Origin of the sequence: Dyadobacter sp. SG02, from assembly GCF_900109045.1 — a bacterium.
Classification (GTDB): domain Bacteria; phylum Bacteroidota; class Bacteroidia; order Cytophagales; family Spirosomataceae; genus Dyadobacter.
Map to the genome: position 1 here is coordinate 400,012 of NZ_FNYL01000002.1, position 24,514 is coordinate 424,525.

A 24,514-nucleotide genomic window follows, 5' to 3' on the forward strand; every position below is an offset into this window, starting at 1 on the left:
GCATTGGTATGATATCCAAAGAGTACACGATTCTCGCGCCGGAAGGCATTCATGCGCGGCCCGCCACGGCGCTTGTCAGGCTGGTGAAAAAATTTAAATCCGGGATCAGCCTGAAAAAGGGCGAAAAGATGATCCAGCTCAACAGTATGCTGAACATTCTCGCACTATCCACCAAAGGCGGCGACCGGGTGTCGGTCGTGATCGACGGGGAGGACGAAGACGAGGCGGCGTTGGCGCTGGACGTTTTTTTTAAAGACCTTATTGCCTGACAGTACTTTAACACCTTTTTTGACAAATCATGAAAATTACCATTTGCAAAAGCGAACACGAATTCAATGTAACGGCCGCCTGGCGGATCATTGCCCAGATGCTGGAAAAACCCGATGCGGTGATCGGACTCTCCACTGGGCAGACCACGATCGATATGCACGCTATCGTTTCGGATATTTACCGGCAATACCCGTTCGATGTGTCGCGCATTACCTTGTTTAATGTCGATGAACTGACCAACCTGCCGCGTGAATATGCCGGTAGCTGCTATACGATGATCCTGAACCAGATCGCCGGTCCGTTGGGCATTCCCGAGGAGAATTTTATAATGCCGCCCACGATGTCGGACGATTTCGGGCGCGAAGCACGCCTTTTCGAGCAACGGCTTGCCGAAAGGGGCGGGGCCGATCTGCAAATGCTGGGATTGGGCATGAACGGCCACATCGGTATCAACCAGCCCGGCACGCCGTTCGAAAGTGAAACCTGGGTATCGCCTATGGACCCCGACTTCGAGGCGCGCGTGCGCCGGGAGACGCAGGTGCCCGAGGGTACTATCCTGGGCGGGCTCACGCGCGGGATCAGGAACATCATGCATACCCGCAAGCTGATCCTCATCGCCAAAGGCTCCCACAAAGCCGAAATGGTCGAAAAGGCCATTCTGGGTCCTGTTACCACCGACATCCCCGCGTCCATCGTACAAATGCACCCTAATTGTGAGATTTTGCTGGATGCGGATGCGGGGGCGCTGATTGCGGGTAGGTAAAATGGCCTGAATTCCCCCTTTCATTGGCACTAAACCCCACAAAAAATCCGCCGCACCGGCGATAGTTTTGCAAGTGTGATCATTAGGGCTAAAAACGAATCAAATTCAATCAAAATGAGAAAGCTGGTATTATTTGCGCATATGTCGCTGGATGGTTTCGCGGGAGATGTTAATGGCGGACTGAATTTTTTAACGTACGACGGAGAGTTGCAAAACTATGCCGCGGAACTGGTGAAGACCGTCGGCGCGCCTGTGTACGGCAAAACTACCTACCAACTGATGGCAGGTTACTGGCCCACCGTCCTGAACAATCCCGGCGAGGACAAACACTCGCTCGAACACGCGCAATGGGTGCAAGACATTCCCAAAGTGGTGTTTTCGACGACTTTGGACAGTGCGGACTGGAATAATACGACGCTGATCAAAGACAATGTCGTAGAAGAGGTGAACAAACTCAAACAGCAACCCGGCAAAGACCTCGTCATCTTCGGAAGCCCGGGCCTGGCGAAAAGTTTTATGAAGTTGGGTTTGATCGATGAATACAAACTCACCGTGCACCCTATTATACTGGGCAATGGTATCAGTTTGTTCGATACAAGTATCAATACCAGCAAGTTGAAGCTATTGGATGCAAAAACGCTCAATTCGGGGGTGATTACGGCGCATTACGCGACGAATAAATGAGTTTTACGTATTGATAATCAAGGGGATTGTCTTGCGAAGAGAATGAAATCGGTTCCCGGTGGCGTCACGCCGAGTCCGCGCAGCAGGTATATGATCTGTCCGCGGTGGTACGTCGAGTGGTTTACCAGGTGCGTAAGAACGTCCCCCAGGTTATCGAGGTACGGGTCACCGGCCATGTTTTTATAGGCCAGTTTTGTATGAAAGTCGGGCTCTTGCATCATGTTCAGGTGTGAGAGCCAAAGTTCTCCATTTTCCGCAAGTTGCGATGCGATGGAGGAAGGCGGCAACGGTGTCCAAATCGGGACGTCGTTTTGCTGCCCTATTACCCTGAAATACCAGTTTCGCTGCGCGTGGGCCAGGTGCGAGGCAAGGAGCAATACCTGTTCGTCCTTTATTTCGTGTGTCGAAATGAAGTCGGCAACGGCCTTGTTTGCCCAATTATTGAAAGTGAAGAAACGAATAAGGTACTCTTTCATAGCTGACGATCCGGATGATGCCCTAAGATACTTCTCCTTTGTAAAACCCAAGCTGGAAAGATTAACATTTTTTAAGTTGTGGAAGCAGGGATATGATGGTTGCTTGCAACCTCAAACCACTTTTTGCAAGCCATGACCGGTATTCTCAAATCTGTAAGTTTAATTGTAATTTGTTTAGTATTGACGACGACGTCAGCCAAGTCCGCTGATACTGCTTTTTGTAAAGAAGTCTCAGTTAAAGACACATCAAACAAAGTTGAAGGAAAATATAGGTGCAAACGAAATCCCAGGACCGCAACGATTCTCGCAACAATACCAGGTTGGGGACAGGTCTATAACCGGGACTTTTGGAAAGTTCCGATTGTATATGCTTCGCTCGGAGGCAGCATTTTTGCATTCCACCTTAATTCGCTTAAATACAAGGATTTCTTAAAAGCATACCAGTCGTTCTACGACTTGAACACCGGCAGCCCGGCTCATGGAATCACGGATAATTCACAGATGCCGGTCGTGGTGCGCAGCCTGTTCAACACCAGCAACAAGGTAGAATTTCTGAGGAAAGATCAGATCGTGCGGCGTAAAGACGCGTGGCGCAGATACAAGAATGTATCACTTCTCACAACAGGGCTCATTTACGTGCTAAGCATTATCGAGGCCAACGTTGCCGCGCATTTAAAAACTTTCGACGTGTCCGACGACCTATCTTTTCAAATTTACCCCAGCCTGAAACGATTCAACACCGTAAATGGCAGCACAGGCTTGCAAATTGTATTTAACTTCAAATGAGGCAACCGCTGCTGCAAGAACATCATACTTCCTGCTCCTTCTTACTTTCCGCATAACGCTCGCCCCAATTCATTAATGCATCGTAAATCGTTTCAAGCGATTGGCCTAATGGGGTGAGCTGGTATTCGACGCGGGGCGGGACTTCGGGGTAGACGACCCGTGTGACAATGCCGTCCTGCTCCATTTTGCGCAGTTGGGCCGTGAGCGTTTTCTCGGAAATGTCTGTCAGCTGGTTGTTGAGGTCGCAGTAGCGTACGGTCTCGCGGTCGCGCAGGATGCCGTATATCCTCAGTATCCACTTGCCGCTGATGGAGGCAAGGGCCAGTTCGATGGAGCAGGTCCCGGGGTCCGTTGCCCAGTCCTGCTGGGATGTTCTGTTATAAGCCACTTTGTGTAATGTTGTTGGGATGAATATGCTGATGCATGTAAAATTTAATGATTTTTTTCATTTGATAAACCCGTGACAGTGAACAATACAAACCTTCATTACCGTCACGAACGTCAAGGTAAGCTCTTGTAGGTGAGTTAGATGCATCGGTACTTTGCTCGAAATAACCGAGTTTAAAACATCAATGTAAAATGAAAAGTGCATCTTTATTCGCTCCCTTTCAGTTGGGAGGTCAGGAATTGGCAAACAGGGTTGTAATGGCGCCGATGACAAGGACGCGTACTTCACCCGGGGACGTGCCGAATGAGCTGATGGCGAAATATTACGGACAACGGGCCAGTGCAGGGCTGATTATCAGCGAAGCCACCGATGTCGCACCGCATAGCAAGGGCTACCTTTGGACGCCCGGTATTTACAACGACGAACAGGTACGGGGATGGAAACTGGTTACCGATTCGGTTCACCGGAACGGCGGGAAAATTTTCCAGCAAATATGGCATGTCGGGCGGATGTCCCACACCTCCCTTATGCCGGATGGCCAGCAGCCGTGGGGCGTTACCGATGAGCAGGCCGTGGGCTCCGACGTGTTCGCGCACGGGAGCGATGGCAGGCTCACATTCGTGCGCGCCAGCAAGCCACGCCAGATCGGAACGGAGGAAATGCCTGCATTGCTCGATGATTTTGAACGGGCGTTCCGAAATGCTGGCGAGGCGGGGTTTGACGGTATCGAGCTGCACGCGGCGAATGGCTATCTCTTCGAGCAATTCATGAACTCGACACTTAATACCCGTACCGATCACTACGGAGGCCAGAACTTCGAAAACCGGACCCGGTTTCTGCTGGAAGTGGTCGATTTGGCCGCAGGGATTTTCGGAGCAGGCAGGATCGGCATCCGGTTATCGCCGTTCGGGCATTACAACAGCATTCCCGCCGACCCGCACGGGGAGGATACATTCTTTTATTTGTGCCGCGAGCTCGACCGCCGGGGTGTCGGGTATATCCATTTGTTGTATCAACTCCTGCCGTCAGGAAATATGGAACAGGTAACGAGGTTCGAGGAGACCAACCTGCCTGATGCGTTTGTCAAAAAGGTTCGTGAGGAGTTCCGGGGAGGCATTATCTGGTGCGGGAGTTTCAGCAGGGAATCGGCGGAGCAAGCGTTGGCCACCGGTATGGTAGACATGATCGCTTTTGGGCGCCCGTTCGTCGGAAACCCGGATTTGGTTGCCCGCTTTAAAAACAACTGGCCGCTGGTCGAAGCCGATCGCTCGGCCTATTACACCCGGAACGGGGAGATCGGGTTCACCGATTTTCCAAATTTCAATCCACACAGCGCGGAAGTTGATTAACGGGCGAAAAAAAATCGGGAGTTAATGCATTTCTTAAACTGGTTTAAGTTTTTTCACCATCCCGGGTTGCAATTTTAGGCTGCTAACAGACCTGATTAAATAAATGAACAACAAAGACCGGTTTCCCCAGCTATTTCTAAGAATCGCCCTTGCGGTAACAATGCTCTCCGCCGTGGCGGACAGGTTCGGCTTCTGGGGCGCCAATTCTGCCTGGGGAAACTGGCAAAATTTTGAAAAATACACCGCGCAGCTTACTTTTTTCCTGCCGGAAATTTTGAGCAAACTCTCGGCCTACGCCGCTACGACATTGGAAATAGCATTGCCTGTCATGCTGATTTTGGGTTTTAAAACAAAACTGGCCGCAATTGGAACGGGCGTTCTATTAATGATTTTCGCATTGGCCATGAGCATTGCGCTTGGCGTAAAAGCACCGTTCGATTATTCGGTTTGGGTAGGAAGTGCCGCGGCGTTTTTGCTTGCTTCGTATGTGAGCGATGTTGAGAAAATCAGTGAGCAGTAATAATGCTATTCTGACTGGTTTGTGCCGTAAGCCAGTCGGAGATAATGGCTAGTGCAGCCGGTGAAAAAGTCTCCTCGATACCGGCATATTCATTGGGATGGCCGGTTTTGCTTTTTTGGAACAGGTGGTTCAGGTCAGCCAATTCCTTTATGGTTACTTTCCCGTTTCCTCCTTCTTTTAATGCTTTTGAAATCGCAGGCAGGTTTTGCCGGGCGTCAACCTGTAAGTCTTTGGAGCCATTGATGGCCAGGACGGGGCAGGTGACATTTTTGAAATACACGGCCGGCTCAACTTTGTACAGAAACTGGTACCAGGGCCCACACATCATTTGGATCTGATTTTTGAAAAATGTTTCCCTCGTTTGGCCGGGGGGCAGCATTTGAGCCGGGTAATTGCCCATATGTGCGTCCGTGTAAGCGGTTAGTTTCGTCTTCAATTCGGCCGTGTCGGGCGTGGCTCGAAGGATTCCGGCGATTTCGCGATTGCTCTTTTTGAGCAGCGCCATTCCAGCCTGATCCACACCGCCAGCCTGTGCGATGAGCTCGGTTTGCAAAGCAAGGATTTCCAGACCCGGAGCGCCCGGCCCGGCCAGTGAAACCACAAATCCGATATCCTTCGACCGGGATGCCGCTATCGCCGCCACGAGTCCGCCCTCGCTGTGCCCTGCAAGGCCGACTTGGGCCGGGTTGATTTCTTTCCTGGATTTCAAATAGGCCACTGCGCTCTCGGCATCCGAGGCTAAATCAAGCGAAGTCGCCGTCATGAAGCGTCCGGTCGACTTGCCGATGCCACGATCGTCGTAGCGCAATACCGCGAAACCGTGGCGTGTGAGGTAATCCGCGATGATAAGGAAGGGTTTGTGCCCAAAAATCTCTTCGTTTCTGTCCTGTGGGCCGCTACCGGTAATCAATACCACGGCGGGGAAACTTCCCTCTTTGGCGGGAAGCGTCAGCGTCCCCGACAGCTTGATATTGGAATGCTCATTCAGGAATGTGATTTCTTCGCTGCGATAGGGGTAGGGTAATTTCGGTTCCTGCGGTCTTGAAGGATTTGATTTTCCAGGTAAAGCAATGTAAACAACGCAGGCAACGATCAATGCCAGAAATAATGCAAGTGTAATATTTTTCTTCATGGCGAACAGATTGGAACAGAGGCAAAATACTGAAACTATTTCTGTCTGTAACCGCCTGTTAAGAAATTTTAACGAATTAAATACAAATAATTCCCGGAGTCTCAACATTTGTAAATTCTTTTCCGAATCAGGCTTTCTAATTTCGCCCTTACCTGAGCCGAACGGGTAGGGGGCATTCGAAATGCCCTTTCTAAATGTATTTGGTAATTCGGGCCATTGCTATCATATCAATTAACTCAATTATGACATCTAAAAAAGTAGACGATTTCCTGTCTGAACTCAATCATCCTTTAAAAAATGAAATGCAGGTAATCCGGCAAATCATTATGGAAGCAGACCCTGCATTAACCGAAGAGGTAAAATGGGGCGGCCCAAGTTTCTATTACAAAGGCGACATCGCGACGTTCAGCCCGCGCGTGAAGGACCAGGCCGTGCTCGTTTTTCATGAGGGCGAGCAGCTGACGCCCCGCACCGTGCTCGAACCGGCGCCCAAGGGGAAGGCATATGCCAAATTCAGCACGATGGCCGAAATTGAGGCCAAACGCGAAGATTTGAAGGCAGTTATCAAAGAATGGATCGAGTTAATGGATAAAAAGTGATATTTACGGAAGCGTACGGTAACTAGCAATCAGTATGTTTTCAGAAATATTACGCGCCACCGGGCATTACACGGATGATGAAGTCCGGCTCTTTGAGCGGGCCGTTCGGGAACGCCGTATTCCACGAAAGTGCGTTCTGCTTTCAAAAGGTGAAATATCGAAATCGATATGCTATTTGCTGAAAGGTGCGGTATGGCAATATGATGCCATTTCGGAAACCGAAATCAACGTGACCGATTTGCATGTGGAAAAAGAATGGGTCCTTAATTATCAAAGCCTGCTTGCACAAAAACCTTCCGCAGTCAATATCGAAGCATTTACGGATTGCCATATGCTGGAATTGAGCCTGGAAGCAGTGCATTACCTGGTTAGCCGCTCCATTGCTTTTATGCAACTGAACAGGGTATTGGAGAGAGCGGTAGATAAAATGCAGTTTTTCGATCAGGCGATGAGCCCGGCTGAAAAATATAAATTTATACTCGATCACCGGCCGCGGCTGATCCAGGCATTTCCCTTGAAAATAATTGCTTCCTACCTGAAAATTACGCCCGAAACGCTGAGCAGGGTGCGAAAGTCGATGGCCAGGGAAGGCATTTCTTGATTTCGATCAATAGGGCAGGTGATATACATGCCCTATTTTTGGTTTAAAATCATTTGACTATGGACATTCAATCGCTTTCAATCCGGCCATTTATCGGCTCCGTCGATTTTACGACTTCGAGAAATTTCTACCGCGACCTGGGTTTTCAGGAAGTGGAACTGTCGCCTGAAATGTCTCTTTTCAAAACGGGGAACACGGGTTTCTATTTGCAAGACGCATTTGTGAAAGATTGGATCGACAATACGATGGTGTTTCTCGAAGTCGAAGACGTGCAGTCATTCTGGGACAAACTGATAGCACTCAATCTTCCTGAAAAGTATAAAAATGTACGGCTGGTTCCGATCCGCAACGATCATTGGGGCCGCGAATGCTTCGTGCATGACCCGTCGGGTATTTTGTGGCATTTCGGGCAGTTTTATAAGCCGAAGGCATAGTGTACTTTCCGCGAAATTCAAACCTCTCTTAAAACTCATCCCAATGGAATTCACCAGACTGGTCCCTAACATCTTTTACGCGGACATCCACGACGGCCTGAAAATGTTCGTCGATTGCCTGGAATTTACGATCGGTCATAACGAAATCGCCAGTGCGAGGCCATTTTGCGTCTTGGAAAAGAACGGGATACACATTAACCTTTTCCAGGACGCCAACCTCGCCGGTGAGCATAATCCTGAATTCAGGCTGGTAACGCATGATATTGAAGCCGTTTACCGGAAAGTGGCGGCCAGCCACCCGGAGTTTCTTCACCCGAATCTCAGCAAAATCACGCACCGGCCCTGGGGCGCGAAAGAATTTGCATTGACGGATACGCAGCTGGGGGTTATTGTGCAGGAGTGGTAGTTCTACATCCAGTACCATAAAATAGTCCATCATTTCCATAAGATGGACTATTTCCATTTCAGGGCCAAACCGGCAATTTTGGCATCTGATTCGGTACTTTTTGAAGATTTTGTAAAACATTAATAATGGTTAAAAAACCTTTCCTTTTCAGAATGGCCCTGATTGCCGCAGGGGTGTTCCAAATCTTGCTCCTTTGCCCGTTCGCGAGCTTCGCCCAAAGTACGGCGAGCGACGTGATCCGCATCGGTACCAGGGATAATTCTTTGGTATTAGGGGTTGATAATCAGGGACAATTGAAGCAATTGTATTTCGGTAAAAGAATGGACGATTCTTTGCCCGGAGGCATCGCTGAGCAGGCTGCCGTCGCGTTCCCGGCCTATGGTACCAACGTGTCCGACGCCGCACTGCGCATTACCCATGCCGACGGAAACCTTACCACGCGCCTCGTGTACGAGCGGAATACCGTCACGAAGATCGATGCCAATGTGACGCAGACGACCGTATTCCTGAAAGATTCCTATTACCCGCTGCAAGTAAGGCTGTGCTACAAAACTTACCATGACCAGAACATCATCGAGCAATGGATGGAGCTGGAACACAAGGAGAAAACGCCGGTTACCTTATATAATTTCGCCTCCGCGAGCTTCGCATTCCAGCGCCCTGCCCCGCATCTCAACTACTTTTACGGCGATTGGGCCAAGGAGTTCAATGCGGTGGAGACGGCATTGACGGAAGGTACCAAAGTACTTGATTCCAAGCTAGGCGTGCGCACCGACCAGATGACCAACCCCTCTTTCCTGCTCGCATTGGACGGTAAAATGGACGAAGACCACGGTGATGTGTTCGCCGGCGCGCTCGCCTGGCCGGGCAACTGGCAGTTCCGGTTCGAAATGGATTACCAGAAGCGTTTGCAGGTGACGGCAGGCATGAACCCGTTTGCTTCCCAATACCAGCTTCCTCCCAGCACGGTTTTCAAAACGCCCGGCTTTTTGTTTACATTCAGCAACGAGGGTAGCGGCGAAGTATCACGCCGTTTCCATCGCTGGGCGCGGAAGTATGGCATTAAGGACGGCTACGCGTCGCGGGACATTCTTCTGAACAACTGGGAAGCCACCTATTTCGATTTCGACGAAACCAAACTTTCGACCATTATCAAAGACGCCGCCAGCATGGGTTTTGAGCTGTTCTTGCTCGACGACGGTTGGTTTGGCAACAAATATCCGCGCAACAACGACAACGCAGGCCTCGGCGACTGGGAGGTGAATGCCAAAAAGCTCCCGCACGGTATTCCGTACCTGATCGAACAATGTAAACAGAATAACCTCAAATTCGGCCTCTGGGTAGAGCCTGAAATGGTAAACCCGAAAAGCGAATTGTACGAAAAGCATCCGGAATGGGTGCTCACAGCTCCGCACCGCGACATCGATCTCCAACGCAACCAGCTGATCCTCGACCTGACCAACCCGGCCGTGCAGGATTATGTGTATGGTGTTCTGGAAAAAGTGGTGGCCAACAACAAGGGTATCAGCTACCTGAAATGGGATTGCAACCGCTACCTCACCAATCCGGGCTCGGCGTACCTTCCCAAAGACCGCCAATCGCACATTTTTATCGATTACTCGCGCGGACTGATGAACGTGCTCGATCGTTTCCGCAAGAAATTTCCGGACGTGACCATGATGGTTTGCTCCGGTGGCGGCGGCCGGATGGATTACGCAACAATGCCGTATTTCCAGGAATACTGGCCGAGCGATAACACCGACGCCCTCGACCGCATCAAAATCCAATGGGGTGCCAACCATTTTTACCCCGCTCTCGGCCTCGCCTCGCACGTGTCCGTCACGCCCAACCACATGACCGGCCGCACGACGCCTCTGAAATTCCGTTTCGATGTAGCCATGTCGGGTAAGCTGGGGATGGATTTGCAGCCGGGCATGATGACGCCCGAAGAGAAGGAGTTTTCCAAAAAGGCCATTCAAACCTACAAACAGGTGCGCAACGTGGTACTGCACGGCGACCTGTACCGCCTTCAATCACCCTACACACACGACCGCGCAGCCATCTCTTATGTGAGCGAGAAGCAGGATAGTGTATTGGTTTTCAATTACCTGCAACAAAAATCGATCTACGGCGACAAATCTGTGATCAAACTAAAAGGTCTCAAAAAAGACGCCCGCTACAAACTGACCGAAATCAACAAAGCCACATTCAGCCGACTCGAAGCCTACGAAGGCAAATCCTTCACCGGCGAATTCCTGATGACCACCGGCCTGCAATTCACGATGTACAACGAGTTTGAAAGTGCAGCGGTTTTGTTAATGATTGAATGATTGAATGATTGAATGATTGAATGAGTGAATGAGTGAATAGTCAGGTGTGGTCATTTATAGTCAGGTGTTGTTTTAACTAGAATACTCCAATGACAATTTTTGACTACAAATGACCACTCATGACCAACCCTAACCACTCACACATTCAAATTCACTCATTCAAAATTCACTCATTCAAAATTCACTCATTCACTCATTCAAAATTGCCCCATTCAGTCATTCAATCATTCAATCATTCAAAATTAATGAACGTATCAGCCTGGACCGAAAAGGTGACGATCCCGACCTACCGCGCGGGCGAGCCTGAGAAGAACCCTATGTTCCTCGAAAAGAGGGTATATCAGGGTAGCAGCGGGGTGGTGTACCCGCATCCGGTGATCGAGAAAATCTCCGACGAGAAAACCGAGCAGGAATACAATGCCGTTTTTCTCGAAAACGAATACCTCAAAATCATGATCCTGCCCGAGCTTGGCGGGCGCATCCAGCGCGCGTGGGACAAGGTGCAGCAACGCGATTTTGTTTACTATAATCAGGTCGTAAAACCAGCATTGGTGGGCCTGGCGGGACCGTGGATATCCGGCGGGATCGAGTTCAACTGGCCACAGCACCACCGGCCGAGCACATTCAGTCCCGTGGACTTTTCCATCGCGGAAAACCCCGACGGGAGCAAAACGGTGTGGGTGAATGAGACTGAAATCATGTTCCGGACGAAGGGAATGGCCGGTTTTACGCTCTATCCGGGCAAAGCCTACCTCGAAATCCAGGGCAAGCTCTTCAACCCGACGCCCTTTCCGCAGACGTTCCTCTGGTGGGCCAACCCTGCCGTGAAGGTGAACGACCATTACCAATCGGTATTCCCGCCCGACGTATTCGCTGTTTTCGACCACGGCAAGCGGGATGTTTCGGACTTCCCTATTGCGACGGGCACTTATTATAAGGTCGATTACGCGCCGGGAACGGACATTTCGCGCTATAAAAACATTCCTGTGCCGACTTCCTACATGGCCATCCAGTCGCAATACGACTTTATGGGTTGCTACGAGCACGACACGCAGGCGGGTATGCTGCACGTGGCCGATCACCATGTGTCGCCGGGAAAAAAGCAATGGACCTGGGGCAACGGCGATTTCGGTTTTGCCTGGGACCGCAACCTCACCGACGAGGACGGACCGTACATCGAGCTCATGACCGGCATGTTCACCGACAACCAGCCCGATTTCTCCTGGCTGCAACCCAACGAGGGCAAAACCTTCGAGCAGTATTTCATGCCTTATGCCAAAATCGGTTTGGTGAAAAATGCAAGCAAGGAAGCGGCGTTGAACCTGGAATTTGCTGGTAATGAAGCACATATCAAAGTGTATGCCACCGCTGTTTATGAAAATGCCCGCATTACTTTACTGAAAAACGGGGAGCAAGTGGCCGCTTTTACGTCCACGATCTCGCCGGCCGCTATTTTTGAAACAGTTATAAAAACCGATGATACCTCGGAACCGGAGCTTTGGAAATTGATCGTCGCCGATAGCAAAGGCAATGAACTGATCAGCTGGCAACCGGAAGCCGCGCATATTGAAAGGGAGATTCCCAAAGCCGCAACCGCCGCAAAAGCCCCGGCGGAGATCGGACAGATCGAGGATTTGTATTTGAATGGCCTGCATCTGGAACAGTACCGGCATGCGACCTTCCGGCCGGAGGACTACTATGAAGAAGGTTTGCGCAGAAGCCCGGAAGACGTGCGGTGCAACAATGCCATGGGGCTGCTCCTGCTGCGACGCGGCCGGTTTGCGGAGGCGCAACCTTACTTCGAACGCGCCGTAGCGACGCTTTTGAAACGCAACCCTAACCCGTACGACGGCGAACCGCATTACAACCTCGGCCTTTCCCTGTTTTTTCAGCAAAAATACCCGGCTGCCTACGACGCATTCTTCAAAGCGACCTGGAACGATGCTTTTCAGCACAGCGCATTCCTGTTCCTGGCGCGTATCGCCACGCACCAGCAGAAATGGGCCGAGGCGCTGAAACTAGTAGAAAAATCGCTCATACGCAATTACCACAGCCCGGTAGCACGCCATTTGAAAACGGCCCTGCTGCGCAAAACAGGCCAATATTCCGACGCGGCCACACTGGCGCAGGAGTCGCTGGGCATCGATCGGTTCAATTTCGGGTGCCTGCTCGAATGGCATTGGGCGGAGAAGGCGCAGGGCATTGAAACCGACATGATGCTCGCCTCCCTGCGTGAGCGCATGCGCGGCGCGTTGCAGAACTACCAGGAGCTGGCGCTCGCATACGCTCATGCGGGCCTGTATGCGGAGGCATCGGAAGTTTTGGAGCTTTATCAGCAGGATGGAAACGATGTTTCTCCGTTGGTCGAGTACTACCTGGGATGGTTTGCGGCGCAAAGCGGCGATTCGCAAAAGGCATTAACCCATTATCGGAAGGCGGCCGGGACGAGTCCTGCATTTTGTTTTCCCAACAAAATAGAAGAAGTGGCTATCCTGCAAAATGCCATTGCATTGAATCCTTCGGACGGGCATGCGCATTATTTGCTGGGTAATTTATGGTATGACAAACGGCAGTTTGCCGAAGCCATTGCCGCCTGGGAGGCCGCTATACGCCTTGCGCCAACCTTCGCGACGCCTTACCGCAACCTTTCGCTGGCTTACTACAACAAGCTGGGTAAAAAGCAGGAAGCATTGGCATTGCTCGAAAAGGCATTCGCGCTCGACAATACGGACGCCCGCGTACTTATGGAGCTCGATCAGCTGTACAAAATATTGAATAAACCGGCGCAGGAAAGGCTTGCGTTGCTGGACGAACACCCGGCTTTGGTGAACGAGCGCGACGACCTGTACCTCGAACGCGTGACATTGCTGAACAGCCTTTTTGAATACGGGCAAGCAAAGACATTGCTGGCCGCCCGCCAGTTCCACCCATGGGAAGGCGGGGAAGGCAAAGTACTCGGCCAGTTTCTGCTGTGCCATCTCGAACTTGCCAAACAGGCGATCGAGGCGCAGGAATTTGAAAATGCGTTGGAATTACTGAATGCGACAAGAGTTTATCCTGAAAACCTCGGTGAAGGTAAAATTTACGGTACGCAGGAAAACGATACCGATTATCTGACGGCGCTGGCCTATGCCGGTTTGCAGCAGGAGAAACAGGCCGTCGAATATTTCAAAAAGGCAACCGTAGGCATCAGCGAACCGGTTCAGGCCATTTACTACAACGACCAGCAGCCCGACAAGATATTCTACCAGGGCCTTGCGTGGCTGAAACTGGATGCGCCGGAGCAGGCTCGCGCGATTTTCGAACGGTTCGTTACTTTCGGGAATGTACACCTGGATGACCATATCCGCATTGACTACTTCGCGGTTTCGCTGCCCGATATGCTCGTATTCGACGCCGATCTCAACCTTCGCAACCGCGTGCATTGCCTGTATCTGAAAGGCCTGGGTTACCTCGGGCTGGGCGAATACGAAACGGCCAGGGCATTGCTGGAAGAGGTGGTTGCTTTGAATGCAAACCATCAGGCTGCGGCTTCCTACCTGAGGATGTGGTCATTTTTCGAGCTATTATATTCTGTTTAAATCATGAATACCATTTCCAAAGACGATCTGACGCGGCTCTTTCAAAGTGTTTTTGATGGCACGCCCGATCTGATCGTTCGTTCGCCGGGGCGGATCAATCTCATCGGCGAGCATACCGATTACAACAACGGCTTCGTGCTGCCCGCGACGATCAGTCAGGCCGTGTATGTGGCCATGCGCAGGCGTGAAGATGGGGTAATCCATTTGTACGCGGCTGATTATGAGGAAAAAGTAAATGCGGATGTTGCTGCACTTGCTCCGACCGCCACCTGGGCCGACTACATCCTCGGCGTTGCCGACCAGTTTCAAAAGGCCGGTCACGCATTGCCGGGCTTCGAGCTGGTCATGACGGGTAATATTCCGATGGGCGCGGGGCTTTCATCGTCTGCTGCTATCGAATGCGCCGTTGCATTTGGCCTGAACGAAATGCTGCAAACCGGCTACGACCGGCTGCAACTTGTGAAAATGGCGCAGGCGGCCGAGCACGCTTTCGCGGGTGTGCGTTGCGGGATCATGGATATGTTTGCGAGTATGTTTGGTAAAAAGGACCACGCGATCCTCCTCGATTGCCGCTCGCTGGATTACCGGTATGTGCCGCTGGCTATGGACGGTTACAACCTGCTGCTTTTCAATTCCAATGTGAAACATTCGCTGGCGTCTTCGGAATACAACGTGCGGCGGCAGGAATGTGAGGAAGGGGTTGCATTGCTGCAAACCGAATACCCGGAAATCAGCGACCTGCGCGATGTGACGCAAGAAATGCTGGCTGCATTCGAAGGCCGGATGCCTCGGAATGTGTTCAAACGGTGTAGTTACGTGGTAGGGGAGAACGCCCGGCTGCTGGCGGCCTGCGACGACCTCGAAAGCAACAATATCGCCGCGTTGGGTAAGAAGTTGAACCAGACACACGCCGGTTTGAGCGAGGCTTACGAGGTAAGCTGCCCTGAGCTGGATTTCCTCGCGCAGGCCGCGCTCGTGCACCCGGCGGTGGAGGGCGCACGCATGGTAGGCGGTGGTTTCGGCGGATGTACGATCAATATCGTCCGGGAAGGATTTGCCGACGATCTCGCGGGGTCTGTGAGCAATGCCTATCGACAAAAGATGGACAAAATTACGGAAGTTTACCACGTCGTAACCGATGACGGAACCTCGCTTTTGTGACGGTCCGAAACCTATTTGAAATACAACAAAAAAACCGACCCGAACTTTATGAATGAGGCCCCCGCATACAACAGTTCCTACATCCTGGGCATTTCCCTGATCTCCGCCCTGGGTGGCTATCTTTTTGGTTTCGATTTCGCGGTGATCGCCGGGGCGCTGCCGTTTTTGCAGCAGCAATTCGGGCTCGATGTGTACTGGGAAGGCTTCGCTACGGGGAGCCTCGCATTGGGCGCGATTCTCGGTTGCATTGTCGCGGGATCGGTGTCGGACCGGTACGGCAGGCGGCCTGGCTTGCTGCTGGCCGCGGCGATTTTTGGCATTTCGTCCATCGCCATGGCCCTCGCTCCCGATCGTAATGCATTCATAGCGTTCCGGTTTGTGGCCGGTATCGGTGTCGGAATGGCCTCGATGCTTTCGCCCGTGTACATCGCGGAGGTGGCGCCGGCGCATTTGCGCGGACGAATGGTGGCGATCAACCAGCTGACGGTAGTGATCGGGATATTGGTGACGAATCTCGTCAATTACACCCTCCGCAACCACGGCGACGATGCCTGGCGGTGGATGTTCGGGCTGGGCGCGGTACCGTCGCTGTTTTTCGTGATTGGAGCATTCTTTTTACCTGAGAGCCCTCGCTGGCTTGCCATGGCAGGCAGGACGCAACAAGCGGCGAAAGTACTGGGCAGGATCGGTAACCAGGCCTATATGGAGGAAGGTTTAAGCAAAATCAGGGAATCGATGGCTAATGGTCCGTCGCACGGCGGTCCGTCGAGGAGTAGTTATTCCGATGTTTTCAAGAAAGCCATGCTTCCGGTCGTGCTTACGGGCATTGGACTGGCGGTTTTCCAGCAGCTTTGCGGGATCAATGTGGTTTTTAATTACACCCCTAAAATCTTTCAGAGCATCGGCGTTTCGCAGGACGGGCAGCTTTTGCAGACCATTTTCATCGGCGGTATCAACCTGGTTTTTACCATTGCGGCCATGCTGCTCGTGGATAAGCTAGGCCGTAAGCCGCTGATGCTCATAGGTGCTGGCGGGCTGGCCGTGATTTACATTATCGTCGCTATCATGCTAGGCAAAGGTTCCGCCGATGTGGCCTGGTTCCTTCTCGCGGCCATCGGCATTTACGCCATGACGCTCGCGCCCGTGACCTGGGTGCTGATCTCCGAAATATTTCCGAACCAGATCCGTAGCCAGGCCTCCACGGTGGCCATACTATGCCTCTGGGCGGCCTATTTCGTGCTTGTTTTTACATTTCCCATTCTTTTTGAAAAATTCAAAGACTATACCTTCTACATCTACTCCGCCATTTGTTTCGCGGGGCTTGCATTTACCTGGCTGAAAGTCAGGGAGACGAAAGGCAAGACCCTGGAAGAGATCGGCGAGGTTTTCAGTGTACATTAATATGAATGCATTCGATCTGACCGAACACCCGCACAGGAGATATAACCCGCTCACCGGCGACTGGATACTGGTATCGCCGCACCGCGCCAAACGGCCCTGGCAGGGGCAGCAGGAAAGCATCCCGCGTCCCGTTTCGCTCCCGCACGACCCCGATTGTTATCTCTGCCGCGGTAATGCACGCTCCAACGGCGGCGTCAATCCCAATTATACCGACACTTTCGTTTTTGAAAACGACTTCGGCGCATTGAACCGCTCGGTACCCGAAGGCCGCTTCGGCGATAACGGATTGTTACGCGCGGAAGCGGAACGCGGCATTTGTAAGGTCATTTGTTTCTCGCCCCGCCACGACCTCACGCTGGCCGACATGGACGTGACCGATATCCGGAAAGTGGTAGATGTGTGGCGTGCGGAGTACGCGGCGCTGGGCGCGCTGGACTTTATCAATTATGTGCAAATATTTGAAAATAAAGGCGCTATGATGGGTTGCAGCAACCCGCACCCGCACGGGCAGATATGGGCGCAAAGCTCGGTGCCGGTGGAACCCGCCAAGGAAACGGCCATGCAGGAAGCGTATTTTGCTGAAAATGGCCGTAGTATCTTGTCGGATTATCTTGCAATAGAACTGACGGACCGGAAGCGCATTGTCGCGGAAAATGCGCACTTCGCATTACTGGTACCGTTCTGGGCGATATGGCCTTTTGAAACCATGGTGGTGAGCAAAAGGCATTTCGGAAATATCCTGGAAATGAGCGACGCGGAATGCGACGCTTTTGCAGACATTACCAAAACCGTCACGGCGGCTTACGACCAGCTTTTCGGCATTTCGTTCCCTTATTCTTCCGGGATTCACCAGACGCCCACGGACGGCAAGGCATATCCCGGCTGGCATTTTCACATGCATTATTACCCGCCGTTGCTGCGTTCGGCCACGGTGAAGAAATTTATGGTAGGCTACGAGCTCATGGGTAACCCGCAGCGCGACATCACGCCCGAGGTGAGTGCGGAACGTTTGCGCGCATTGGTTGCAAACCGGGAGCCTGTTGCTAAATTGGATTGAAATTCAACCCAAGCAGAGATTGCGGATGAAAGAGAAAGCAACAAGAAAGCGGGAAGGGTTCGAAGGGCAGCGCCTGATCGTGCTGCCCCGCAAGATCCAGAATGAGTTCCTGGTCGACGACCCGATCACGAGGCAGATTTACATTACCGACATTGGCTACTATCCCAAAGCGCAGTTCCATTACGTGGAGCGGCCGCAGGGGATCAGTCAGCACATTATTATTTATTGCATCAACGGCCACGGCTGGGTGGAGATCAACAAAACGAAGATCGAGGTGGCGCCGTCCCAGTTTATCGCCATTCCGGCCAATACCCCGCACCGTTATGGTTCGGCGACGGACGATCCGTGGACCATTTACTGGATCCATTTCAAAGGCCAGACCGCCGGCTACATCGTCGACCTGATCCTGAAAGGTGCCAAGAACTACAAGCCCACATTGGCTTATAATGCCAACAGGATCAAGTTGTTCGAGGAAATTTACACCAATCTGGAAAAAGGTTACAGCGCGGATACATTACGGTATGTGAATATGACCTTCTCGCATTTCCTTTCTTCATTGCTGTACGAAGACAAGTTCAACAACCTGGAAGCCGCCCAGGAAAACCATGTGGTAGCCCTCACGATCGACCTCATGCAAAAGCGCATCGGCGACGTGATCAGCCTCAACGAATTCGCCTCGTTCGCGAACCTTTCCGTTTCCCACTTTTCCGTCCTTTTCCGCAGCAAAACCGGCTATTCGCCCATTGAATACTTCAACCACCTCAAAATCCAGAAAGCCTGCCAATACCTGACATTTACGAAAATGAGCATCAAGGAAATGGCGATCATGCTGGGCGTGGAGGATCAGTACTATTTTTCGAGGATGTTCTCGAAACTGATGGACATCCCGCCTACGGAGTATCGGAAGCGGAATATGGTGAATGCGTGAGGTTAATTCCATGCTCTAATGCTTGGCCATCACCTTGAAAGTTTCATCACCCACCGAGAGCAAGTAAAGCCCGTTCTGCAACCCGCGGCGTTTTTCGATTTTTTGTCTTACTTGAAGGGAAGTTCAAAAAAAATAATGGAACAATAGGACTATTATCCCTGTTTGTTGTATACTTAATAATCAAAACAAAGCTATCATCATGGAGCGTGCTACAAGAAAAACAAAAAGCCTACCGAAGGGTGATAGAATGAACTGGGAGCCGATTTCGTCTGTCAAACCGACCAGAATAACCAATGAAATGGTTGTAGGAAAAAGGCTTTCGGAAGAGGATTTACACAAAAACGCTAATCATCAAACCAATTATCGTATACCTTGACATTTGATTATCCAGGATACAGATTGAAATATCCTGGTCACCTGTCTTTCTGCTATTCAGGAGGTTTTACAGTTTTGTCCGAATGCCTCGTTTGCATTTGTTGGAGCACCTTCGTATGACAAGAAGTCTAAAAAACTCGAAAACAGAAACCCCACGCAACGTTTTAACATCTATCGGTATATCGCTTCAAAGTTGATTGGTAGGATTACGTTTGAGCATTTCGAATATGAAGCGGCGTCATCCTACTCGCTGATCAATCGCCGATGCGAGGATATTGACGCTACTGAGCGTATGATTGTTAATATGTTTCGATTTACGTATCCCACTTTGAGGGACGTTCAAGCCTGACAATAAAAGAGGGGTAGCCGGAAGAAATTCCGGCCACCCCTCTTTTATAAAAAATTTACGGCAAATACCCCTCATTCTGATCCGCATCCGAAATATCCTCGTTCTGCAAAACTTCCGTCAGCGGGATCGGGTATTTCTTGTGAAACTCCTGGATCGTGTTGCTTTCGGCGGCCCAGCGGTTGCGGGCTTTGATGAGGCTTACGAATTTGCCCGAGCGGATGAGGTCCATGCGGCGCCAGCCTTCGAAGCAAAGCTCGCGCATGCGCTCGTCGAGCATTTTGGTGCGGAATTCGTCCTGGCTGAGGCCTTCGCTCCACTTCATGGCCGTGGGCAGCGTGCCGCCGAATGCGCGGGCCCGTACCTGGTTGTTGACGATCCCTACGGCTTCGGGCGTGCGTTTCAGCTCGTTGAGGCATTCCGCATAGCAGAGTAGCACGTCGGCATAGCGCATGTAATTGATGTTTTTACCCGAATACCAGAAACTCATGGTGCCTTGCGTGCGCGGGTCTTCGAACTTCTTCACGTGCGGGTCGAGTTCGTCGCCGCCGAAGCCGGAAAGCAATTTAGGAGGCTGACCATTGTAGATGAAATCGTAACGGATAGAGGCCGCCTTGCGGACGTCGCCCGCTTCCCACACACCGCCCGCGGTCGCGTCCTTGTAGGCGTACGCGGTCGGGACCATCAGATCGTATCCGCCGAATGAACAGTTGCCGTCGATGGACGCCAGCGCGCGGGAGCCCATTTGCCATTGCGTCTGGTTGTTATCCGGATAGGTGTTGGTGAACTGGAATTCATACAGCGATTCGCTGGAATTGGGTTTCGACGGGTCGAAAAGGTCCGCGAATTTAGGTAACAGGCTGTATTTGCCCGATTTGATCACGCCGTCGAACATATCTGCCGCCTTTTGATAATCCCTCGCATTGGATTCCTGGGGCGCGTACAAATATACTTTTCCGAGGAGCGCCATGGCGGCATATTTGGTGACCCGGCGCTTGTCGGTTTGCGTTTCAGGCAGGTGATCCACAGCGAATTGCAGGTTTTTAATCAGGTACTCATACACCTGCGGCAGCGGCTTGCGGCTGGTACCGAATTCGTTGAGTTTGCCAGCATCGATGATGGGTATTTCGCCCCAATACTGTGTCAATTCAAATGTTACGGCCGACCAGATGAACGAGGCTTCACCGAGCAGGACATTCCTTTTGGCTTCGTCCTCGGTATTGGTTTGCAATGCAAGAATGGCTTTCGCGGCAGCCGAAACGATCGGCCAGCGCAGGTCCCATTGCTGGGTCAATGCATTGTTGCGGGGTGCCAGGAAGCCGTCGTAGCGGTCCAGACCGGCCTGATCAGCCTCCGAACGCACCTGGAATGCGCCCTGCTGGGATTCGTCGCCGCCCAGCTGGAACATAAACCCGCCGCGATCCTTGCGGGCGTTGCGCCAGTTGGTATAAAGCCCGGTAATGAGCGGATCGATGTTTTCGAGTTTGGCAAAAACCTGTTCCTGGGTGAGGGCCGTCTGTGGTTGCTGGTCGAGAAAGTCGGTACACGACACGGTCGAAGCCATTATCAGTACCGGAAGTATGCTTAATGCAGCTCTTATTTTCATTTCAAATAGAGGTTAATGCTAGAAAGTAATGTTCAAACCGGCTGTGAGCATTTTCGAATTCGGGTAGCCGTCGCCGGTCTCGGGATCGTAGCCCCGGTCTTTGGTAAACCGGAGCATATTGGCGCCGGTAACGTAGAAGCGTGTATTTTCCAACCGAAGCACACTGGCTACCTTGCGGGGCAGGGTATAGGAAACGGTCAATGTCGAAAGGCGCAGGAAAGAAGCGTTTTGCAGACCGAGGTCGGTGTCCCCGTAGCTGTAACGCGGAATGCCGTACAATGCGCGGGGCACGTTCGTGTTGGTGTTTTCGGGTGTCCAGCGGTTTTTCAGGTCCTCGTGCGCGGCGCTCACACCCGACGAGGACATTAAGCCTTCGTACAATCCGCTCAGACGTTTCAAGCCGTAGGAATAGTTGAAGAACATGTTGAAACCAAAGCCCTTGTAAGTAACGTCCGTGCCGAAACCGCCGTAGAACTTAGGATTTAATTTACCCACCACATAACGGTCGTCGTCGTTGATCACGCCGTTGCCGTCTTTATCGACCGGCATAATGTCGCCCGGATGCACGGTACGACCCGCGAAGTCCATATCCTTGATGCGTTCCATGTCCGCCTGCTGCGCGATCTTATCGAACTTATAACTATATACGCTGTTCAGAGATTCGCCGAGGAAGAGGTTTCCGGTGCGCTGGATCTCCACGCCGGTGTAGCCACCTTTGTTGTAGATCGCCTTGGTGTCGCCGTACAATGCGGTTACCTTATTCTGGTCGTGCGAAACGGTGAGGTTTACATTCCATTGGAAATCCTGCTTGCGGATCAATGCCCCGCTTACGGCAAACTCGATTCCTTTGTTATTTAATGCGCCTACGTTGGAAACGGTGTTGGTGAAGCCGGTAGTAGTGGATAATGTCTTCACCATCAGCAGGTCATCATTATTAATATTGAAATAATCGGCGGTGACCATCAACCGGTTATCGAACAACCCAAGGTCGACGCCCAGGTTCAGCTGCTTCTGGCGCTCCCAATGCAGGTTGGGGTTTCCAAGGCGTCCGTCCGACACGTAGGTAACCGAATTATTGGTGTAATTAGGTCGGTAAAGACTTGCAAATGCATAATTGGGGATGTTCTGGTTACCCGCGATACCGTATCCCACACGCCATTTCAGCCGACTGATCGGGTGCAGGTTGCTCATGAAACCTTCCTTCGACATATCGTAAGCCAATGCCAGCGAGGGAAATGCGCCCCATTTGTTGTTCGCACCGAAGCGCGACGAACCGTCATAACGGAGGGTGGCCGTCACGAAATACTTGTCGTTGTAGCTGTAATCCGCGCGGCCCAGGAACGAGAGCAGGGTAGTGGTGATGAAGTCGGAGGAAAGGCTGGTTTTGTCTTTGGAATAAGCCCCGCCGAGGAATTTGTACCCGAAATCATCGTTGGGGAACCCGAATGCGTCCACCTGATTGTAGTTGTACTGGTTCTTCTGCAAAGAGGTTCCCGCGAGAACCGACAGATAATGCGGCCCGAAGCTCTTGTTATACGAAATCGTGTTGTCCCATTGCAGGTTGTTGTACACATCCTTCCGCTGCGATGCCTTCCCGTGGTTGCTGTTCCGGCGGTCTTGCCCGGTCGTCATCGGCGTGTACCAGAAAGTTTGTTGGTTAGTGAGGTCAAACGAAACCGTCGAGCGGATGTTCAGGTCTTTGATAGGTGAAATATTTACATAATTTGCTGAAAGCAAGCGATTTGATATATTATCTCCCGTAATAGAGAGGCTGCGTAACGGGTTGTAGGCGTCCTGGTTTTCGATATCGCCGTATTTGAGGTAATACCCCGCCGTATCCACCGGAAGCAACGGATTAGCCACTGCGGCTACCGAGAACACGCTGCCATCCACATAGTCGTCTTTCGAATTGGTAAAGGACGTATTGGTACCCACTTTCAGCCACGGTTTAATGGCCTGTTCGAGGTTCATGCGTCCGCCGAGGCGCTTGTAACCCGAGCTTTTGACGATCCCTTTCTGGTCGGTATAATTGAAACTGAGGAAATAACTGCCTTTTTCGGTACCGCCGGAGAAGTTCAGGGTGTGGTTTTGCTGGAAACCTTTGCGCGTAACGGCGTCGAGCCAGTCGTAGGATTTACCCTGGCGGTAAGCATCGAGTTCGTATTGGGCAAATGCGAGGGAGTTCGGGCCCATCAGCGAATCGTTAATGTATTGCTGGCGGTTGCCCTGCGGGTTTTTCTCGATAAATGCATTGGCGTAAGCGTCCACGCGGAGGTCGAAAAGGTCTTTTCCTTTCATTAAATCCACCTTTTTACTAAAACTCTGTACCCCAAACCAGGCATTGTAACTTACTTTGCCCGCACCGCTGCGACCTTTTTTGGTCGTTACCACCACCACTCCGTTTGCGCCCCGCGAGCCGTAAATGGCCGTCGAAGCGGCGTCTTTCAGCACATCGATGGATGCGATATCGTCGGGGTTCAAAGTGTTGAATCCGCCGTCGATGATCACGCCGTCGACCACGAAAATAGGATTCGTGCCGAACTGGATCGAGTTGTTTCCGCGGATCTTAATGCTGGCGTCGGAGCCGGGCTGTGAGTTGGACACGACGTAAGCGCCCGCCACTTTGCCTTGTAATGCCTGATTGATATTGTTGGTAGGCGTTTGCGAAATTTTGGCCGCATTGATGGACGCCACCGAACCCGTCAGGCTCTCGCGACGCACCACCGCACCCACTACCACGATCTCTTCGAGCCCCTTGGCTTCTTCGTCCATAATTACTTCCAGGAAAGTCTGGTTGCCGACCTGGATTTCTATATCCTGGTAACCGAACGAATGAATGATCACCTTGGCGTCGGGGCCGGAAACCGTGAGTGTGAATTCGCCGGTATCGTTGGTGATGGTGCCCTTGGATAGGTCGGATTTCAGTGCTACCGATGCGCCGAAAACCGGTGCCTTGGTCGCTTTGTCAGTCACACGCCCTTTGACGGTCACGCTTTGCGCGAGAGCGGCGGTCGTGACCAGACAAAGCAGCAGTATCTGTAAAATTTGATTTTTCATCGGGATACTATTGCATAAAGGTTTGATAAGAAAGAAAAACTGGTTGTAACGTCGGCAGCCATGCAGCGTCATACTGCATGGCTGAAAGGGAGATCAGAACTTGAATTTCGGTCAGGGAGCCGCGGGTTACGCATGAGTAGATTTTGTTTTATTCCGTTAATAATTGTGATTAAACCTTGTGCAAGGTCGGAATAAAATGAGCCCCCTTAAATGGTCAATTTTATGAACAAGATGGATTATATTACGTTATCCCCGTGTTAAGCG

General features: G+C 51.6%; 21 protein-coding genes. 16 read left to right on the plus strand and 5 right to left on the minus strand.

Annotated features, from left to right (window positions below; all coding sequences use genetic code 11):
• Positions 1-8 precede the first annotated feature (8 nt).
• The 3 genes from BMW93_RS05355 to BMW93_RS05365 all read left to right on the plus strand — a co-directional run bounded on the left by BMW93_RS05355 (position 9) and on the right by BMW93_RS05365 (position 1,717).
• Positions 9-269 carry an HPr family phosphocarrier protein gene (locus BMW93_RS05355; protein ID WP_090374168.1) on the plus strand — a complete coding sequence of 87 codons (261 nt, stop codon included), beginning with the start codon at positions 9-11 and terminating at the stop codon, positions 267-269.
• A gap of 29 nt (positions 270-298) precedes the next feature.
• Entirely contained in the window at positions 299-1,033 is a 735-nt protein-coding gene (locus BMW93_RS05360) for a 6-phosphogluconolactonase (protein WP_090374169.1), read from the plus strand.
• A gap of 114 nt (positions 1,034-1,147) precedes the next feature.
• Positions 1,148-1,717: a dihydrofolate reductase family protein gene (locus tag BMW93_RS05365; protein ID WP_090374170.1), complete on the plus strand. Its 570-nt coding sequence runs from the start codon at positions 1,148-1,150 to the stop codon at positions 1,715-1,717.
• Between the two features lie 17 nt (positions 1,718-1,734).
• Here BMW93_RS05365 and BMW93_RS05370 read toward each other — a convergent pair whose 3' ends face one another.
• Complete coding sequence (locus BMW93_RS05370; RefSeq protein WP_090374171.1) at positions 1,735-2,193, minus strand: DinB family protein; 459 nt, start codon at positions 2,191-2,193, stop codon at positions 1,735-1,737.
• A 132-nt stretch (positions 2,194-2,325) separates the two neighbouring features.
• On the opposite strand from BMW93_RS05370, the gene BMW93_RS05375 reads away from it, so the two are divergent.
• Positions 2,326-2,979 carry a DUF5683 domain-containing protein gene (locus BMW93_RS05375; RefSeq protein ID WP_090374172.1) on the plus strand — a complete coding sequence of 218 codons (654 nt, stop codon included), beginning with the start codon at positions 2,326-2,328 and terminating at the stop codon, positions 2,977-2,979.
• 22 nt (positions 2,980-3,001) lie between these two features.
• On the opposite strand, the gene BMW93_RS05380 is transcribed toward BMW93_RS05375, so the two are convergent.
• On the minus strand, positions 3,002-3,367 hold the full coding sequence (locus tag BMW93_RS05380; RefSeq protein WP_090374173.1) for a helix-turn-helix domain-containing protein: 366 nt from the start codon (positions 3,365-3,367) through the stop codon (positions 3,002-3,004).
• Between the two features lie 191 nt (positions 3,368-3,558).
• Between BMW93_RS05380 and BMW93_RS05385 the strand changes: the two genes are divergently transcribed.
• Positions 3,559-4,716: an alkene reductase gene (locus tag BMW93_RS05385; RefSeq protein WP_090374174.1), complete on the plus strand. Its 1,158-nt coding sequence runs from the start codon at positions 3,559-3,561 to the stop codon at positions 4,714-4,716.
• Between the two features lie 103 nt (positions 4,717-4,819).
• Positions 4,820-5,236 (plus strand): DoxX family protein, encoded by a 417-nt coding sequence (locus tag BMW93_RS05390; protein WP_090374175.1) that lies wholly within the window; start codon positions 4,820-4,822, stop codon positions 5,234-5,236.
• Here BMW93_RS05390 and BMW93_RS05395 read toward each other — a convergent pair.
• Positions 5,223-6,368 carry a S9 family peptidase gene (locus tag BMW93_RS05395; protein WP_090374176.1) on the minus strand — a complete coding sequence of 382 codons (1,146 nt, stop codon included), beginning with the start codon at positions 6,366-6,368 and terminating at the stop codon, positions 5,223-5,225. The genes BMW93_RS05390 and BMW93_RS05395 overlap by 14 nt on opposite strands.
• Before the next feature lie 242 nt (positions 6,369-6,610).
• Between BMW93_RS05395 and BMW93_RS05400 the strand changes: the two genes are divergently transcribed.
• The 10 genes from BMW93_RS05400 to BMW93_RS05445 all read left to right on the plus strand — a co-directional run bounded on the left by BMW93_RS05400 (position 6,611) and on the right by BMW93_RS05445 (position 18,866).
• The gene (locus BMW93_RS05400) at positions 6,611-6,967 is read left to right on the plus strand and encodes a DUF1801 domain-containing protein (RefSeq protein WP_090374177.1); all 357 of its coding nucleotides are present in this window, start codon (positions 6,611-6,613) and stop codon (positions 6,965-6,967) included.
• 34 nt (positions 6,968-7,001) lie between these two features.
• Entirely contained in the window at positions 7,002-7,568 is a 567-nt protein-coding gene (locus BMW93_RS05405; protein ID WP_090374178.1) for a Crp/Fnr family transcriptional regulator, read from the plus strand.
• Positions 7,569-7,627: 59 nt separating this feature from the next.
• Complete coding sequence (locus BMW93_RS05410) at positions 7,628-8,002, plus strand: glyoxalase (RefSeq protein WP_090374179.1); 375 nt, start codon at positions 7,628-7,630, stop codon at positions 8,000-8,002.
• Positions 8,003-8,045: 43 nt separating this feature from the next.
• On the plus strand, positions 8,046-8,408 hold the full coding sequence (locus BMW93_RS05415) for a hypothetical protein (RefSeq protein WP_090374180.1): 363 nt from the start codon (positions 8,046-8,048) through the stop codon (positions 8,406-8,408).
• A 125-nt stretch (positions 8,409-8,533) separates the two neighbouring features.
• Positions 8,534-10,738: an alpha-galactosidase gene (locus BMW93_RS05420; RefSeq protein WP_218147662.1), complete on the plus strand. Its 2,205-nt coding sequence runs from the start codon at positions 8,534-8,536 to the stop codon at positions 10,736-10,738.
• A gap of 245 nt (positions 10,739-10,983) precedes the next feature.
• On the plus strand, positions 10,984-14,319 hold the full coding sequence (locus BMW93_RS05425) for a DUF5107 domain-containing protein (RefSeq protein WP_177194013.1): 3,336 nt from the start codon (positions 10,984-10,986) through the stop codon (positions 14,317-14,319).
• A 3-nt stretch (positions 14,320-14,322) separates the two neighbouring features.
• Positions 14,323-15,480, plus strand: coding sequence for a galactokinase (galK, locus tag BMW93_RS05430; protein ID WP_218147663.1), 1,158 nt, complete (start codon positions 14,323-14,325; stop codon positions 15,478-15,480).
• Positions 15,481-15,528: 48 nt separating this feature from the next.
• A complete protein-coding gene (locus BMW93_RS05435) occupies positions 15,529-16,881 on the plus strand; it encodes a sugar porter family MFS transporter (RefSeq protein WP_090374510.1) in 1,353 nt (450 codons plus the stop codon).
• 1 nt (position 16,882) lies between these two features.
• Positions 16,883-17,938, plus strand: coding sequence for a UDP-glucose--hexose-1-phosphate uridylyltransferase (locus BMW93_RS05440; protein ID WP_090374182.1), 1,056 nt, complete (start codon positions 16,883-16,885; stop codon positions 17,936-17,938).
• A gap of 25 nt (positions 17,939-17,963) precedes the next feature.
• Complete coding sequence (locus BMW93_RS05445; RefSeq protein WP_090374183.1) at positions 17,964-18,866, plus strand: AraC family transcriptional regulator; 903 nt, start codon at positions 17,964-17,966, stop codon at positions 18,864-18,866.
• A 779-nt stretch (positions 18,867-19,645) separates the two neighbouring features.
• On the opposite strand, the gene BMW93_RS05450 is transcribed toward BMW93_RS05445, so the two are convergent.
• Entirely contained in the window at positions 19,646-21,193 is a 1,548-nt protein-coding gene (locus BMW93_RS05450; RefSeq protein WP_090374184.1) for a RagB/SusD family nutrient uptake outer membrane protein, read from the minus strand.
• Positions 21,194-21,211: 18 nt separating this feature from the next.
• Entirely contained in the window at positions 21,212-24,250 is a 3,039-nt protein-coding gene (locus BMW93_RS05455; RefSeq protein WP_177194014.1) for a TonB-dependent receptor, read from the minus strand.
• Positions 24,251-24,514 lie beyond the last annotated feature (264 nt).

Coding starts and splice junctions, on each gene's coding strand:
- BMW93_RS05405 (WP_090374178.1), top strand. CDS start 7,002: ATGTTTTCAGAAATATTACGCGCCACCGGGCATTACACGGATGATGAA.
- BMW93_RS05360 (WP_090374169.1), top strand. CDS start 299: ATGAAAATTACCATTTGCAAAAGCGAACACGAATTCAATGTAACGGCC.
- BMW93_RS05440 (WP_090374182.1), top strand. CDS start 16,883: ATGAATGCATTCGATCTGACCGAACACCCGCACAGGAGATATAACCCG.
- BMW93_RS05395 (WP_090374176.1), bottom strand. CDS start 6,368: ATGAAGAAAAATATTACACTTGCATTATTTCTGGCATTGATCGTTGCC.
- BMW93_RS05450 (WP_090374184.1), bottom strand. CDS start 21,193: ATGAAAATAAGAGCTGCATTAAGCATACTTCCGGTACTGATAATGGCT.
- BMW93_RS05370 (WP_090374171.1), bottom strand. CDS start 2,193: ATGAAAGAGTACCTTATTCGTTTCTTCACTTTCAATAATTGGGCAAAC.
- BMW93_RS05445 (WP_090374183.1), top strand. CDS start 17,964: ATGAAAGAGAAAGCAACAAGAAAGCGGGAAGGGTTCGAAGGGCAGCGC.
- BMW93_RS05365 (WP_090374170.1), top strand. CDS start 1,148: ATGAGAAAGCTGGTATTATTTGCGCATATGTCGCTGGATGGTTTCGCG.
- BMW93_RS05415 (WP_090374180.1), top strand. CDS start 8,046: ATGGAATTCACCAGACTGGTCCCTAACATCTTTTACGCGGACATCCAC.
- BMW93_RS05400 (WP_090374177.1), top strand. CDS start 6,611: ATGACATCTAAAAAAGTAGACGATTTCCTGTCTGAACTCAATCATCCT.
- BMW93_RS05435 (WP_090374510.1), top strand. CDS start 15,529: ATGAATGAGGCCCCCGCATACAACAGTTCCTACATCCTGGGCATTTCC.
- BMW93_RS05390 (WP_090374175.1), top strand. CDS start 4,820: ATGAACAACAAAGACCGGTTTCCCCAGCTATTTCTAAGAATCGCCCTT.
- BMW93_RS05410 (WP_090374179.1), top strand. CDS start 7,628: ATGGACATTCAATCGCTTTCAATCCGGCCATTTATCGGCTCCGTCGAT.
- BMW93_RS05375 (WP_090374172.1), top strand. CDS start 2,326: ATGACCGGTATTCTCAAATCTGTAAGTTTAATTGTAATTTGTTTAGTA.
- BMW93_RS05455 (WP_177194014.1), bottom strand. CDS start 24,250: ATGAAAAATCAAATTTTACAGATACTGCTGCTTTGTCTGGTCACGACC.
- BMW93_RS05385 (WP_090374174.1), top strand. CDS start 3,559: ATGAAAAGTGCATCTTTATTCGCTCCCTTTCAGTTGGGAGGTCAGGAA.
- BMW93_RS05355 (WP_090374168.1), top strand. CDS start 9: ATGATATCCAAAGAGTACACGATTCTCGCGCCGGAAGGCATTCATGCG.
- BMW93_RS05420 (WP_218147662.1), top strand. CDS start 8,534: ATGGTTAAAAAACCTTTCCTTTTCAGAATGGCCCTGATTGCCGCAGGG.
- BMW93_RS05425 (WP_177194013.1), top strand. CDS start 10,984: ATGAACGTATCAGCCTGGACCGAAAAGGTGACGATCCCGACCTACCGC.
- galK (WP_218147663.1), top strand. CDS start 14,323: ATGAATACCATTTCCAAAGACGATCTGACGCGGCTCTTTCAAAGTGTT.